At 66.1% G+C, this 14,353-nt stretch carries 13 protein-coding genes; 12 read left to right on the top strand and 1 reads right to left on the bottom strand.

Features of this window, described 5'->3' with window-relative positions; all coding sequences use genetic code 11:
• From RMO30_RS06895 to RMO30_RS06845, 11 genes are all read left to right on the top strand, one after another.
• The coding region (locus RMO30_RS06895) for a glycine--tRNA ligase (RefSeq protein WP_309711192.1) at positions 1 to 875 on the top strand (875 nt) is incomplete at its 5' end.
• 88 nt (positions 876 to 963) lie between these two features.
• On the top strand, positions 964 to 1,812 hold the full coding sequence (locus RMO30_RS06890; RefSeq protein ID WP_309711190.1) for a methylenetetrahydrofolate reductase: 849 nt from the start codon (positions 964 to 966) through the stop codon (positions 1,810 to 1,812).
• Positions 1,813 to 1,814: 2 nt separating this feature from the next.
• A complete protein-coding gene (purU, locus tag RMO30_RS06885; protein WP_309711187.1) occupies positions 1,815 to 2,711 on the top strand; it encodes a formyltetrahydrofolate deformylase in 897 nt (298 codons plus the stop codon).
• Positions 2,712 to 2,785: 74 nt separating this feature from the next.
• Positions 2,786 to 4,189, top strand: a complete 1,404-nt coding sequence (locus tag RMO30_RS06880) for an aminomethyl transferase family protein (protein WP_309711185.1) — start codon at positions 2,786 to 2,788, stop codon at positions 4,187 to 4,189.
• A 75-nt stretch (positions 4,190 to 4,264) separates the two neighbouring features.
• Positions 4,265 to 4,852: a PadR family transcriptional regulator gene (locus RMO30_RS06875; protein ID WP_309711182.1), complete on the top strand. Its 588-nt coding sequence runs from the start codon at positions 4,265 to 4,267 to the stop codon at positions 4,850 to 4,852.
• A gap of 12 nt (positions 4,853 to 4,864) precedes the next feature.
• A complete protein-coding gene (locus RMO30_RS06870; protein WP_309711195.1) occupies positions 4,865 to 5,842 on the top strand; it encodes a type II CAAX endopeptidase family protein in 978 nt (325 codons plus the stop codon).
• Positions 5,843 to 5,849: 7 nt separating this feature from the next.
• Positions 5,850 to 6,545 carry a DsbA family oxidoreductase gene (locus tag RMO30_RS06865; protein WP_309711179.1) on the top strand — a complete coding sequence of 232 codons (696 nt, stop codon included), beginning with the start codon at positions 5,850 to 5,852 and terminating at the stop codon, positions 6,543 to 6,545.
• A 272-nt stretch (positions 6,546 to 6,817) separates the two neighbouring features.
• Complete coding sequence (locus tag RMO30_RS06860; RefSeq protein ID WP_309711177.1) at positions 6,818 to 8,107, top strand: glycosyltransferase; 1,290 nt, start codon at positions 6,818 to 6,820, stop codon at positions 8,105 to 8,107.
• Complete coding sequence (locus RMO30_RS06855; protein ID WP_309711176.1) at positions 8,104 to 9,942, top strand: right-handed parallel beta-helix repeat-containing protein; 1,839 nt, start codon at positions 8,104 to 8,106, stop codon at positions 9,940 to 9,942. Before RMO30_RS06860 ends, RMO30_RS06855 begins: the two co-directional genes overlap by 4 nt.
• A complete protein-coding gene (locus RMO30_RS06850) occupies positions 9,939 to 11,012 on the top strand; it encodes a right-handed parallel beta-helix repeat-containing protein (protein WP_309711174.1) in 1,074 nt (357 codons plus the stop codon). The genes RMO30_RS06855 and RMO30_RS06850 overlap by 4 nt, the downstream gene beginning before the upstream one ends.
• 68 nt (positions 11,013 to 11,080) lie before the next feature.
• Positions 11,081 to 12,484 (top strand): UDP-glucose/GDP-mannose dehydrogenase family protein, encoded by a 1,404-nt coding sequence (locus RMO30_RS06845; RefSeq protein WP_309711171.1) that lies wholly within the window; start codon positions 11,081 to 11,083, stop codon positions 12,482 to 12,484.
• 83 nt (positions 12,485 to 12,567) lie between these two features.
• On the opposite strand, the gene RMO30_RS06840 is transcribed toward RMO30_RS06845, so the two are convergent.
• Positions 12,568 to 13,038: a YbaK/EbsC family protein gene (locus tag RMO30_RS06840; protein ID WP_309711168.1), complete on the bottom strand. Its 471-nt coding sequence runs from the start codon at positions 13,036 to 13,038 to the stop codon at positions 12,568 to 12,570.
• A gap of 158 nt (positions 13,039 to 13,196) precedes the next feature.
• Between RMO30_RS06840 and dusB the strand changes: the two genes are divergently transcribed.
• The gene (dusB, locus tag RMO30_RS06835) at positions 13,197 to 14,348 is read left to right on the top strand and encodes a tRNA dihydrouridine synthase DusB (protein ID WP_309711165.1); all 1,152 of its coding nucleotides are present in this window, start codon (positions 13,197 to 13,199) and stop codon (positions 14,346 to 14,348) included.
• Positions 14,349 to 14,353 lie beyond the last annotated feature (5 nt).

The following is a 14,353-nucleotide window of genomic DNA, read 5'->3' as shown; positions in this document are numbered from 1 at the left end:
TCAACTTTCTTAACGTGCTGAACACCAGCCGGCGCAAACTGCCTTTCGGCGTCGCTCAAATCGGCAAATCGTTTCGCAACGAAGTCACGCCCGGCAACTTCATCTTTCGCACGCGCGAGTTCGAGCAGATGGAGATGGAGTACTTCGTGCAACCGGGCTCCGACGAGGAGGCCTTCACGTACTGGCTCGACCAGTGCGAGGCCTGGTACCTCGGCCTCGGCCTCAGCGCCGAGAACATCCGTCGCTACGAGCATCCGCAAGAGAAGCTCAGCCACTACTCGAAGCGCACTGTCGACCTCGAGTACCGCTTCCGGTTCGCCGGCAGCGAGTGGGGCGAACTGATGGGGGTCGCGAACCGTACCGACTTCGACCTGTCGACGCATTCGAAGGAGTCGGGAGTCGACCTGTCGTACTTCGACCAGACGACGAACGAGCGCTGGACGCCGTACGTCATCGAGCCGGCGTTCGGCCTCACCCGCGCCCTGATGGCATTCCTCGTCGACGCGTACGCCGAAGACGAAGCACCCAACACGAAGGGCGGCGTCGACAAGCGCACCGTTCTGCGCCTTGACCGTCGACTCGCGCCGGTCAAGGTCGCCGTGCTGCCGCTGTCGCGCAACGAACAACTCTCGCCCGTCGCGAAAGAGCTCGCGGCCGATCTGCGGCAGGACTGGATGATCGAGTTCGACGACGCCGGCGCGATCGGTCGTCGTTACCGTCGGCAAGACGAGATCGGCACGCCGTTCGCGGTGACGGTCGACTTCGACACCCTCGACGACAAGGCCGTCACGGTGCGCGAACGCGACACGATGGGGCAGGAGCGGGTTTCGCTCGACCGCCTGAAGGGTTACCTCGCCGAGCAACTGAAGGGTTAGTTCCCGCCGAACGGAACCGCGCTAGACAAATACCTATGGACATAGGTAGTCTGTCTCGCGACGACGATGTCGGAAGGAACCAACTCCCATGGCGACCTACACGCCCGCTCAGTTGCTCGAAGACTTCTCGCTCGAGATGACCGGCAAAGATGTGCCCGGTCTGCTCGAAGCCGCCCCGTTCATCCCGCAGGGCACGCGCATCAACGTGACCTTCCTCGGCAATGAAGACCTCTCGATGCGGCTCGTCGCGTCGAGGGCCGTGCTCGACGGCGGGTTCATCCCGGTGCCGCACATCTCGGCTCGGCGCCTGGTTTCGCAGCAACAGCTCGAGGAGTTCCTCACGGCGCTGCAGGAACAGCACACGTCGACGCATGTCTTCTCGGTCGGCGGCGACCCGTCGACACCCGAGGGTCCGTATGCGGACTCGCACGACGTCATCAAGACCGGCCTGCTGCAACAGCACGGCGCGCAGGACATCTCGATCGCCGGCTACCCCGAGGGTCACCCCGACATTTCCGACGAGAAGTTGTGGACGGCGATCACCGGCAAGCACGCCACTCTCACTGAGCAGGGCACGCCGGGCACGATTCTCACCCAGTTCGGGTTCGACGAAGATCCCGTAGTCGCCTGGATCGAGAAGGTGCGCGCGGCGGGGATCGACTACGAGATCCGGGTCGGCGTTCCCGGCCCTGCGGGCATCAAGCGGTTGCTGTCGTTTGCAGCCAGGTTCGGGGTCGCGTCGAGTGCCGGCATCGCGAAAAAGTATGGCCTCTCGCTCACTAACCTGATGGGTACCGCCGGGCCCGACAAGTTCATCAAGCGGCTCGCGAAGAAGCTCGACCCTGCCCAGCACGGTGTGGTGAAGTTGCACTTCTACACTTTTGGCGGCCTGACGGCGACATCCGAATGGATCCGCGACTTCAAGGAGAAGCTGTGACCATGACGCAAGCCCAGTCAGCGGCGGCGACCCTCCCGGGCCGTTCCAACCAGGCAGTGCTGATTGTCTACGGCGCCGACCGCCCGGGAATCGTCGCGGCCGTGTCGACGACGCTCGCCCAGCACGGCGCGAATATTGTCGCGCTCGACCAGTACACCGACGACCCCGATGGGGGTCAGTTCTTCCAGCGTACGGTCTTCGATCTGCCCGACCTGGTCGTGGCTTCGCAGGCGCTCGAGGCCGACCTGTCGAAAATCTTGGGCGACGACCTCGGGATGACCTGGACCCTCACCCACCGCGCATCGCCGAAGCGTGTCATCATCCTGGCGTCGAAGAGCGATCACTGCCTGCTCGATCTGCTCTGGCGGCACCGTCGCGGCGAGATCCCGATGACCGTTCCGATGGTGATCTCCAACCACACCGACATGGCTGAGGATGTGCGCAGCTTCGGCATCCCGTTCTTCCATGTGCCCAGCGTCGCGGGTGCCGACAAGTCGATCTCCGAGAACAAGATCATCGACTTGATCGCGGGCAACGCCGACCTCGTCGTGCTCGCGCGCTACATGCAGATCCTGTCCGAGGGTTTTCTCGACGGCGTCGGCGTGCCGGTGATCAACATCCACCACTCCTTCCTACCCGCGTTCATCGGGGCGGGGCCTTACAAGAAGGCGAAGGAACGTGGCGTCAAGTTGATCGGCGCGACCGCCCACTACGTCACCGAAGAACTCGACGAGGGCCCGATCATCGAACAAGACGTCGTCCGCGTCAACCACGCCGACACCGCTAGCGACCTGCAACGCAAAGGCGCCTACGTCGAACGCGAAGTACTCTCGCGCGCCGTACTCGCACACTGTGAAGACCGCGTCATCCGCGCCGGTCGCCAAACGATCGTTTTCTAACCCCCGGGGTCCAGCCGGACCCTTTCACGCTCACCCAACACCTACATTCATAGGTATTCAACGGAGAAGGAACCATGGCAAAGAACCTCACCGAAGCCATCGCCGCGGCAGGAAGCCCCGTCGAGCTGCTTCGCAACTCCCAGATCGGCTCGTACATCTACCCCGTCGTGCCGGCCGACTTCCAGAACTGGATCAAAGAGCAGCAGGCCTGGCGTACGACGGCCGTGCTCTACGACCAGTCGCACCACATGGACAACGTCTTCCTCAAGGGGTCCGACGCGATCAAGTTGATCTCCGACACGGCGATCAACTCGGTCGCCGTCTTCCCGGTCGACCGCGCTAAGCAGTACGTGCCGACCACCGCGTCGGGTCACGTCATCGGCGACGGCATCCTGTTCCGCGAGGCCGAAGACGAGTACGTGTATGTGGGCCGCGCGCCGGCATCCAACTGGCTGATGTACCACGGTGAGACCGGGGGGTACAAGAACCTCGAAGTCGTCGTCGACCGTCGCTCGAACTCGCGCCCCTACGGCGACGCGGTGTCGCGCAAGTACTACCGCTTCCAGATTCAGGGCCCCACCGCCTGGTCGGTCATCGAGAAGCTCAACGGCGGACCGCTCGAGCAGCTCAAGTTCTTCGCCATGTCGACCATGAACATCGGCGGTGTCAACGTGCGCACCCTGCGTCACGGCATGGCCGGTGCCCCTGGCCTGGAGCTGTGGGGCCCGTACGCCGACCACCACAAGATCCGCGACCTCATCGTCGAGGCGGGCAAGGAGTTCGGCCTGGTGCAGGTCGGCTCGCGCGCCTACCCGTCGAACACCCTCGAGTCGGGTTGGATCCCGTCGCCGCTGCCCGCGATCTACACGGGTGCCGAAGAGCAGGGCTACCGCGACTGGCTGCCCGGCGACTCGTACGAGGCGACCGGAACGCTCGCCGGCTCGTTCCTGTCGAAGAGCATCGAGGACTACTACCTCACCCCGTGGGAGCTCGGCTATGGCTCGTTCGTGAAGTTCGACCACGACTTCATCGGCCGCGACGCTCTCGAGAAGATGGATCCCGCCGCGCAGCGTAAAAAGGTCACCCTCGCCTGGGAGGCCGAAGATGTCACGAAGATCTTCGCGTCGCTGTTCGACGTCGACGGCCCGTCGCACAAGTTCTTCGATCTGCCGCTCGCGAACTACGGTTCGGCGAACTACGACGCCGTCGTGGATGCCGACGGCACCGTCGTCGGCTACTCGATGTTCACCGGCTACAGCTCGAACGAGAAGCGCGCGCTGTCGCTCGCGACGATCTCGCCCGATGTGCCCGAGGGCACCGAGCTGCGCGTGCTGTGGGGCGAGAACCCGAACACCACGAAGGCTTCGGTCGAGAAGCACGAGCAGTTGCCCGTGCGTGCCGTCGTCAGCCCGGTTCCGTACTCGACGGTTGCCCGTCAGTCGTACCAGGGCGGCTGGCGCACCGGCTACCAAGGCTGATCAGGCCGCACCAACCTCTAGGGTCGGATGCGGGGACAGTTCGTCTCCGCATCCGACCCTGAGGTGTCTGCTCTCATGTCACTGCGATTCGCGCTGCTCGCTCTGCTGAGCGTCGACGCCATGACCGGGTACGACCTGCACAAAAGGTTCGATTCCTCGGTCGGGCACGTCTGGTACGCCCCCGACTCGCAGATCTACCCCGAGCTCCGCAAGATGGAGGCCGACGGGGTCGTCGCCGCCGAAGAGGTTCCGTGGGGCCCCAAGGGCACCAAGCGCGAGTATCACATCACGGAGGCAGGCCGGGATGCCCTCCGCGCCTGGATGAACGCGACCCTGCCGTATGCGCGGTTCCGTGACGCCATGCACCTCAAGTCCGCCTACTTCGAGTGGGCGAGTCCGGATGCCGCTCGCGCCCAGTTGCGCGCCCACATCGCGCACTACGAAGGCGAACTGGCGCAGTGGGAGGAACAGATCCACCAAATCGACACGGCGACCTCTCCGATGCTCAACCGCCGACTCGCGGTCACGCCTGAGAAAGACCGCGCCCGCACGGCGGCGTTCAAGCGTTACGCCTACGAAGGTCTCGTCCTGCGCGCCGAACAGGAGATCACCTGGGCGCGCGACGGGTTGAAACTGATCGACGATCTCGAAGAGGGCGACTGACGCGTGACCGAGATGACGATCGTCGAGCTGCCGTACCACCGGCTCTATCGCGCGCAACCGACCTACCGCTGGTGGCGTCCGCTGGTCGCCGTTCTGATGACCACGGTGTTCTTCCTCGGTGTCAGCATTCTCGTGGCCATCCCGTTGTTCATCGTGCTGTTCGCGACCAACGCGATCGACTTCCTCAGCCCGACAGCCACCGACGACCTCGTTGCGCTCATCAGCCCCGACATGGCGCGGCCGTGGACCCTCGTGTTCGGCCTGGGCTCGATCATCCTCGTGCTTCCGTTCATCCCGCTTGCGCTGCGCATTGCCGGGATCCGTCCGGCGGGGTTGCGGGTGAACATCCTGCACTCGGTGCTCGTCCAGTTGCGGTGGCGTTGGCTGCTCATCTCGTTCATCCCGGCCGCCGTGGTGTGGATCGCGACCTTCGCCGGGCAACTCGGAATCGGGTTCGCGGCGGGGGAGCAGCTGCTGCCGTTCAGCACCGACGTGCCGACCTACTTGCTCTCGGTGCTGATCGTGGTGCTGCTCGTGCCGGTGCAGGCCGCGACCGAGGAGTACCTGTACCGTGGCGTCCTCCTGCAGTCGGTGGGTGCCTGGGTTCGCTGGGCACCGGTCACGATCGTCGCGTCGGCGGTGCTCTTCGGATTCAGCCACGCCTACGACGAGTGGGGCATTCTCACCGTCATGGTCATGGGGATCGGCTTCGGCATTGTCACCGTGCGCACCGGCGGGCTCGAATCAGGCATCGCGATGCACACGGTCAACAACGTGGCGGCATTCGTCGTGACCGGCACCGGAATGTTCGGGCCGACCGGAATCACGGAAGACACGGGCGGGCCAGCGGGGCTGGTCGCGCAGATCGTGACCGTCGTGCTCTGGGTGTTCGGCGTCGAATGGTTCGCGCGGCGCACCGGGGTCGAACGACGTAGTCGAATCGGCATCCCGTCGCCGTCGGCGGGAATGCTGCCGCCGCACGGTGGTTGAACCCAGGGTGAGTTCTCTCCTGAGCGACGCCCCCTCCGAAGCGATCAAGGTCGACGTCTGGTCGGATATCGCCTGCCCGTGGTGTTTCATCGGCAAACGCAAGTTCGAGGCGGCGGTCGCGTCGTCGGGTATCCCGGTCGAGGTCGAGTACCACTCGTTCGAGCTTTCCCCCGGCACGCCCGCAGAGTTCGCCGGCAGCCACGACGAGTTCCTCGCCGCTCACCTCGGGGTGTCGCTCGAGCAGGCGGCGGCGATGGGTGAGCGGGTGACCGGCCTCGCGGCGGCGGTCGGCCTGCACTACGACTACGCGAAACTGCAGACCACCAACACCGTGCTCGGGCACCAGGCGATTCACTACGCCAAGGCGCGCGGCATGCAGGCCCAGATGAAGGAACGCCTGATGAAGGCCTATTTCGAGGAGGGTCGCCACGTCGGCAGAATCGCAGATGTCGCCGACCTCGCCGCCGAGATCGGCCTCGATCGCGAAGATGTCGTGCGCTCGCTCAGCGCCGACGAGCACCTCGCCGCAGTCCGTGCCGACGTCGCGCAGGCAGGCGAGCTCGGCATCCGCGGGGTTCCGTTTTTCGTGCTCGATGGGAAGTACGGCATCTCGGGAGCACAGGAGTCGGCGATCTTCGCGAACGCGCTCCAGCAGGTCGCCGCCGAGCGCGCGAGCGACCCCGCGAACGAGGCCGTGTCGTAGCTGGGGTCGCGCCAAGGTCGAGGCCCTCTCATGTTTCCGGCATGTGAACCTCGGTGAACGTGACGTTAACTCTGGGCCGGATCGGGCAGCTCAGCTTGACGTTGTCCCCCCAAGTGCGGACAGGATAACTCCAACAGCCGGTAGTGCGGTGACGGGAATCCACCCCGATTAGGGTTCTGGATCGTCGCACTCGCTCAATGGGGATTACGTCGTGTTCAGGTCGACGTCGGTCAGTGCCACCTATTTCGTCCCCCCAACGAAGGCTGCCCCCGATGCCCGCAATCGTTCTGTCGTTCCCCGAACCCTCTGACGGTTTCGAGTTCCGCTTCGACCCCGAAGCGATCGCCGATTTCATCGCGACTCTCACCCCCTATTTCCCGCTCGCCGCGGCCGGCATCTTCGTCTGGGCGCTGTGGCTGATCCGGTCGATCATGTCGGCGGGCGCTCGGCCCATCGAGAGCGACTTCCGCGCCTCGGTGTCCGTCGTCGTGCCGTCGTTCCACGAAGATCCCGACATCCTGCTCCGCTGCCTCGAGTCGTGGCGAGCCCAGGACCCGGACGAAATCATCATCGTGCTCGACGTCGCCGACGTTGACACCTACGACCGGATCGTCGAAATCGACGACGACCGCATCCGTCCGATCCTCTTCGAACACGCGGGGAAGCGCTCGGCGCTCGGAGCCGGCATCCGACTGGCGCGTTACGAGATTCTCGTGCTGACCGACTCCGACACGTCGTGGACCCCCGGCCTCCTGGTCGAGGTGCAGAAGCCGTTCATCGACCCGGCCGTGGGCGGGGTTTCGACCCAGCAGAACGTCTACGCCCGGCACACGAGCATCTGGCGGCGCATCGCCGACTGGCTCGTGAACCTGCGCTACTACAACTACGTGCCCGCGATGGGCCGAGCCGGCGCGGTGCCGTGCATCTCGGGCCGCACCGCCGTCTACCGCAAGTCGGCGGTGTTGCCGGTGCTCGACAAGCTCGAGAACGAGTTCTTCCTCGGCAAGCGCTGCATCTCGGGCGACGACGGACGCCTCACCTGGCTCGTGCTCGCCTCGGGCTTCAAGACCGTGCACCAGCGCTCGGCGAAGGCGCTCTCGATGTTCCCCTCGACGTTCTCGGCCTTCGTCAAACAGCGGGTGCGGTGGAGCCGCAACTCCTACCGCTGCTACCTCACGGCGATCGCCAAGGGGTGGCTGTGGCGTCAGCCGCTGATCACGAAGATCACCGTGCTGCAGATTCTGCTCACCCCCGTCACGATGGGCTTCACGATCGCCTACCTCGTCTTCAGCCGACTCGAACTGACCCCGATCGCCATCGGAGCGGTGGCTGCCTGGCTGCTCTTCGGACGCGGCGTTCGGGGCTTCTCGCACCTGCGACGCCACCCGGGAGAGATCCTCCTGTTGCCCCTCGTGGTGCTCGTGGTGATTTTCATCGCCCTGCCGATCAAGCTCTACGCGTTCCTCACGATGAACAAGCAAGGCTGGCTGACCCGGCACGCCAATTCGGTCGGCGGCGACGGTCAGACCGTGCGCACGCTGGGTGCGGAGGTGGCAGCATGACCCGCGCGCTCGGCGGGCTCGTCACCGCCGCTCTCGTCACCGGACTGTTGCTCGCCGGCACCGTCGCGGCTCAGGCCGCACCTGACGTTGCCGCCGCCGATCCGGAGGTCACCGCCGGTCGTGACTACCCGGGCGACCCCGATGCCGAAGCCCGTCTCGTCGCGGCCGAGGAGCGCCGCGTGCTCGACATCCGCTCGACGCTCCAGCACGCGGTGGCCGACGGCAAACTCCCCGACGGTCCGTTCCGGCTCACGACGACCGGAATCCCGACCATCGTCCTGATCGCCCGCGACACCCCGTACTCGATTCCGGAACTCTCCCGCATGGCTCCGCGGAGCGTTGAGGCGCAAGACGACGGCGCCTACCTGCTCAACGAGCACATCTACGTGGCTGAGGGCGCAACCCTCAGGATCGCCGCGACGGGCCAAGGCCTGTTGCGTCTCAGTGGCAGCCCCGACGGGTTCGTCACGATCGTCACGGACGGCGGTGACCTCGAGATCCAGGGATCCCCCGACTTGCCTCTCGAGGTCACCAGCTGGGATGCCGCGCTTGAAGCGCCCGACACCGTGACCGCCGACGGCCGCCCCTACATCCGGGTCTACGCCGGCCACGCCGAGTTCGTCGACGTCAAGCTGAGCGACCTGGGCTTCTGGAGCGGAGTGACCGGCGGGCTTTCGCTGACCGGCGCCGTCCTGCCCGAAGGTCTCGAAGCCACCGTCGTCGAGGAGGTCGCGCCCGAGGATCAGATCCCCGGCGTCGAGGCTCTTGGCGAAGGCACCGAGACTCTCCAGACCCTCTCGGTCGAGGAAGAGGTGTCTGACGGCTACGCGTCGGCACTCATCCAGTCGGTCGAAGTGACCGGCGACGCGTTCGGGCTGTTCGTCACGAACTCCGATCGGGTCGAGATCCGTGACTCCACCTTCGCCGACAACCTCGTCGACGGTCTCGTGCTGCATCGGGATGTCACCAACAGCACGGTCACCGGATCCTCCGCGACGGGCAATGCCCAGGATGGCTTCAACCTCACGCGTGCCACCTCGAGCGTCGTCTTCGACGGACTCGTCGCACGCGACAACGGCCGCAACGGCATCACGATCGAGGGGCGACCCCTGGTCGACGGGCCGAGCGCGACCGGGATCACCGTGGCCTCCTACGGAGACAATGAGGTGCGCAACAGCGTCTCCTCCGGTAACGGCCGGTACGGCATCGAGGTGGTCGGCGGTGCTGAGATCATCCTGCGCGGCAACGAGGTGGCGGGCAATGCGATGGGCATCGTCGTCTCGGCGGGCGCCCAGGCAGTGACCATCGAGGGCAACACGATCGAGAACTCGCTGAGCCAAGCGGTCGCTCTGCGTGACGCTGGCACCGACCTGCGCGTGGTCGACAACCGCATCAAGGGTGCCGACATCGGCATCTTCGCCCGCGACGCCGGTGGTCGAATCGAAGACAACCGCATCAGCGAGGTGGGGAACCACGGAATCGCGCTCGTCGGCGAGACCGGCGGCAGCGTGATCGTCGGCAACGTCGTGAGCGGAGCCGGCCCCAGCGCGATCGACGTCTTCCGCACGAACGGTACGGCGGTGCGTGACAACGACACCTCCGACTGGACGAGCACGAAGCCGCTCGACGTCATTCTGCGCCGGATCTTCCAGCCCCTCACCGTTCTCTGGGCCGTGCTGATCATCGTCCTCGTCGTGAGCGTCATCGGGCGACGGCCGCGCACCCCCGGCTTCGACCCGTTCGCCGACCAGAAGCCGCTGAGCGCCTTCACCCGCGGCGTCGTGGATCGCGACCGAGTGCGCGGGATCGGTCAGACCGGAGGGCAGCTGGCGTGACGACCCGACGTCGCACCCTCGTCTGGGTTGCTGTCGCATCGACGGTCCTCATCGCGCTCGTCGTCGGCATCGCCTGGGCGGTCGCCGGCGCTCAGCCCGACGAAGCAGACGCAACAGACCAGCCGCCGGGCTGGGTCGACGAGTCGACGCCCGAGCCCAGCGAGCGGCCGAACGCGGTCGAAGGATGCGACGACGGCATCCTCGTCTCCACTGCCTCGACCCTTCAGGCGGCCCTCGATGCCGCCCAGCCGGGCGACGTCATCCAGGTCGCTCCCGGTACTTACGCAGGAAACTTCGTGATCACCCCGAGCGGCACAGCGAGTGACCCGATCACGCTCTGCGGATCGGTGGACAGCATCCTTGACGGCGGTGACGTCGAAGGGGGCTACGTCGTCCACCTGAACAGCGCGAGCTACTGGCGTCTCGTCGGGTTCACAGTAACCAACGGTCAGAAGGGCGTGATGGCCGACGGCACCGTCGGATCGGTCATCCAGGGCCTGACGGTCACCCGCATCGGTGACGAAGCCATCCATCTGCGTCGCTTCAGCACCGACAACCTCGTCACCGGCAACGACGTGAGTGTGACCGGTCTTCGCCGCGAGAAGTTCGGCGAGGGCATCTACATCGGCACCGCGGAAAGCAACTGGTGCGACATCACCGGCTGCGAACCCGACACGTCCGACCGGAACGTCGTCGAAGGCAATACGATCCACCAGACGACCGCCGAGGCGATCGACGTCAAGGAGGGCACGAGCAACGGCATCGTGCGTGGCAACACCTTCGACGGTTCCGGGATGCATGAAGACGGCTCCGACTCCTGGGTCGATATCAAGGGCAACGACTGGCTCATCGAGGGCAACACGGGAACCAACTCGTTGCTCGACGGATTCCAGACTCACGAGATCCTCGACGGCTGGGGCACCCGCAACGTCTTCCGCGACAACATCGCGAACGTCAACGGGCCTGGCTTCGGGTTCTCACTTACTCCCGCACGCGACAACGTCGTCAGCTGTGACAACCAAGCTTCCGCCGCCGGAGAAGGACTCACGAACGTGACCTGCTCCGGCTGAACGAAGAGCGCCGCCCCGATTAAGGCGCTTCCCCCATCCGCACCATCCACGCCCCTTTGGAGGATCCAGTGGCTACCCAGAACCTCGATCTCGTCACCCCCCGGGTGGGATCGCCGCGTATCACCGTTATCGGGACGGGATACCTTGGCGCCACCCACGCGATCTGCATGGCAGTCCTTGGCTACGACGTGCTCGGCGTCGACGTCGATCCCGCGAAGATCGACGCGCTCGCCTCTGGCCGCGTGCCGTTCTACGAGCCCGGGCTACCCGAGAAGCTTCGGCAGGCGCTCGACGCCGGCCGACTGCGCTTCACGACCGACTTCGACGAGGCTGCGGCCTTCGGCGACGTTCACTTCATCTGTGTCGGCACCCCACAGGCCCCTGGCTCGCACGCCGCCGACATGCGCTACGTCGACTCGGCGTTCATCGAACTTGCCCGCCGGATCACCCGCAAGGCTCTGCTCGTCGGCAAGTCGACGGTGCCGGTGGGGACCGCCGAACGACTGACCGCGCTCGTGCAGGAGGTGTCGCCGATCGGCGCCGAACTTGAACTCGCGTGGAACCCCGAGTTCTTGCGCGAAGGTTTCGCGGTCGAGGACACACTGCACCCCGACCGCCTCGTCTTCGGCGTCGCGTCGGAGTGGGCGGAGGAGCAACTGCGCCGCGTGTTCCGCCCGATTCTCGACGAGGGTACGCCTCTCGTCGTTGGCGATCTGCCGACCGCGGAGCTGGTGAAGGCCGCCGCGAACTCGTTCCTTGCAACGAAGATCTCCTACATCAACGCGATGGCCGAGATCTGCGAGACGACAGGTGCCGACGTCACCGTGCTCGCCGAAGCGCTCAGCCACGACGCCCGGATCGGCGGCAAGTTCCTCAAGCCCGGTCTCGGCTTCGGTGGCGGCTGCCTGCCGAAGGACATCCGCGCGTTCCGGCACCGTGCCGAAGAGCTGGGTGTCGGAGACGCGATCTCGTTCCTCGACCAGATCGACCAGATCAATCTCCGTCGCCGAAGCCGCACCGTCGACCTCGCCCGTGAACTCGCGGGTGGGAGCCTCGACGGGGTGAAGGTCGCCGCTCTGGGGGCGGCCTTCAAGCCGAACTCTGACGACGTGCGGGATGCCCCCGCGCTCGACGTCGCGCGAATGCTCTACCTGGAAGGCGCGAAGGTCGTCGTCTACGACCCCGAGGCGAACGTCAACGCCCACCGGGTCTACCCCGACCTCGACTTCGTCGAGTCGCTCGCGGAAGTCGTCGACGGCGCCGAAGTGGTGCTGTTGCTCACCGAGTGGGACGAGTTCCGGGATGCCGACCCCGAAGCGCTGGGCGACCTGGTCGCCGAGCGTCGCATCATCGACACGCGCAACGTGCTTGATGCCGATGCCTACCGATCCGCTGGCTGGGAATACCGCGCGTTGGGCCGTCCGGCCCACGTCGAGCTTCCCGTCGCCGCGGAATCGGAAGCGGTCGCCTAGCGCCCGCTCAGAGTTCTGCCGGGGTCCGACGCTTATCGGGAGCCACGACCCCGGCAGACACCCTCTTCAGGGTGTCTGTCACTCTAGACCGGCTCGGTGATGTCGGCCAGGGTCGCTTCGAGACCCCGCACGAGATCGTCCGCCTGCACGAACAGCGAGTAGCCGTGCTCGCCCGCGCCCATCGAGACGCGCTTGCCCGTGATCCGCTCGTCGGCGAACACCGGCCAGGATGTCGTCGACCCGAGCGGCGTGATCGTGCCGCGTTCGTACCCGGTCGCATCGAGCGCGAGCTCCGCCTCGGGCAGCCTCAGCTTGTTGACGCCGACCACGGCCCGCAGTTTCGCCCAGGAAATCTGCCGATCGCCGGGCACGAGCGCGAATAGATAACTGCCGTCGTGCCGCCGCACCACGAGCGACTTTACGATCTCGGATGGCTCGATCCCGAGGATCTGTGCCGCTTCCTCGAGGGATGACGCCCGCATCCGCTCGATGAACTCCACCGGGATGCCGCGAGCCGCCGCATCCGCCGCCACACGCTCTCTGCCGGTCGCCATTCGACAATTCTGCTGTCCGGCAGCCGGGTGCGCCGACCCAACTCTCGGAAATCCGGGACTTCGTCGATCTCTCGTGCACGAAGGGCCGGATTTCCGAGAGTTGGGTCGCGGGCAGCCTGAGACGGGCACCCCACAGCCCGGTCTGAAACAATCGAGGGGTGTCCACTTCCGTCGTCGCGCGCCCGCTGAAGATCGGGCCGCTCGAGCTGACCGTTCCGGTCGTGCTTGCTCCGATGGCGGGCATCACGAACACGGCGTTCCGTCGGCTGTGCCGGGAGTACGGCGCGGGGCTCTACGTCTCCGAGATGATCACCTCCCGAGCCTTGGTCGAGCGCACGCCGGAGTCGATGCGGCTGATCCGGCACCACGAGTCGGAGACGCCGCGCAGCATCCAGCTCTATGGCGTCGACCCGAAGACGGTACGCGAGGCGGTGACGATGCTCGTCGCCGAGGATCGCGCCGATCACATCGACCTCAACTTCGGCTGCCCGGTGCCGAAGGTCACCCGCAAGGGCGGGGGAGCGGCGCTGCCGTGGAAGCTCGACCTGTTCCGCGAGATCGTCGAGGGGGCGGTGACCGCGGCGGGACGGGTGCCGCTCACCATCAAGATGCGCAAGGGCATCGACCCCGAGCACCTCACCTACCTCGAAGCCGGTCGCATCGCCGAGGGTGCCGGGGTGGGCAGCATCGCCCTGCACGCCCGTACGGCGAGCGAGTTCTATTCGGGTCACGCCGACTGGTCGGCGATCGCGAAACTGAAAGAAGCGGTGACCACAGTGCCGGTGCTCGGCAACGGCGACATCTGGTCGGCCGAAGACGCCCTGCGCATGGTCGCCGAGACCGGATGCGACGGCGTGGTCGTTGGACGCGGGTGCCTGGGCAAGCCGTGGCTGTTCGGCGACCTCGCGGCGGCGTTCCAGGGCGGGGTGCTGAAGGCCGAACCGACCCTCGGTGAAGTGGCGCGGGCGTATCGGCGCCATGCCGAGCTGCTCGTCGAGTTCTTCGAGGATGAGGGGCGGGCGACGCGCGACATCCGTAAGCACGTCGCCTGGTACTTCAAGGGCTACGCCGTCGGCGGCGGGACGCGGGCGGCGCTGGCGATGTCGTCGAGCCTTGACGAGATCGACCAGCTACTCGGCCGTCTCGACCACGACCAGCCATACCCCGGCGCCGACGCTGAGGGCCAGCGCGGCCGCGCGGGCACCCCGAAGACGCCGAGCCTGCCCGACCGCTGGCTCGACAGCCGCGAGATCGCCGAAGGCATGCGGGCCGAGGTCGCCGAAGCCGAACTGCACAACAGCGGTGGCTGAGCCGA

It is taken from the genome of Pseudolysinimonas sp. (genome assembly GCF_031389465.1).
Classification (GTDB): Bacteria; Actinomycetota; Actinomycetes; order Actinomycetales; family Microbacteriaceae; genus Pseudolysinimonas_A.
Note: the sequence above shows the minus strand (reverse complement) of the source record. Positions and strands in the feature narration are given on the sequence as shown.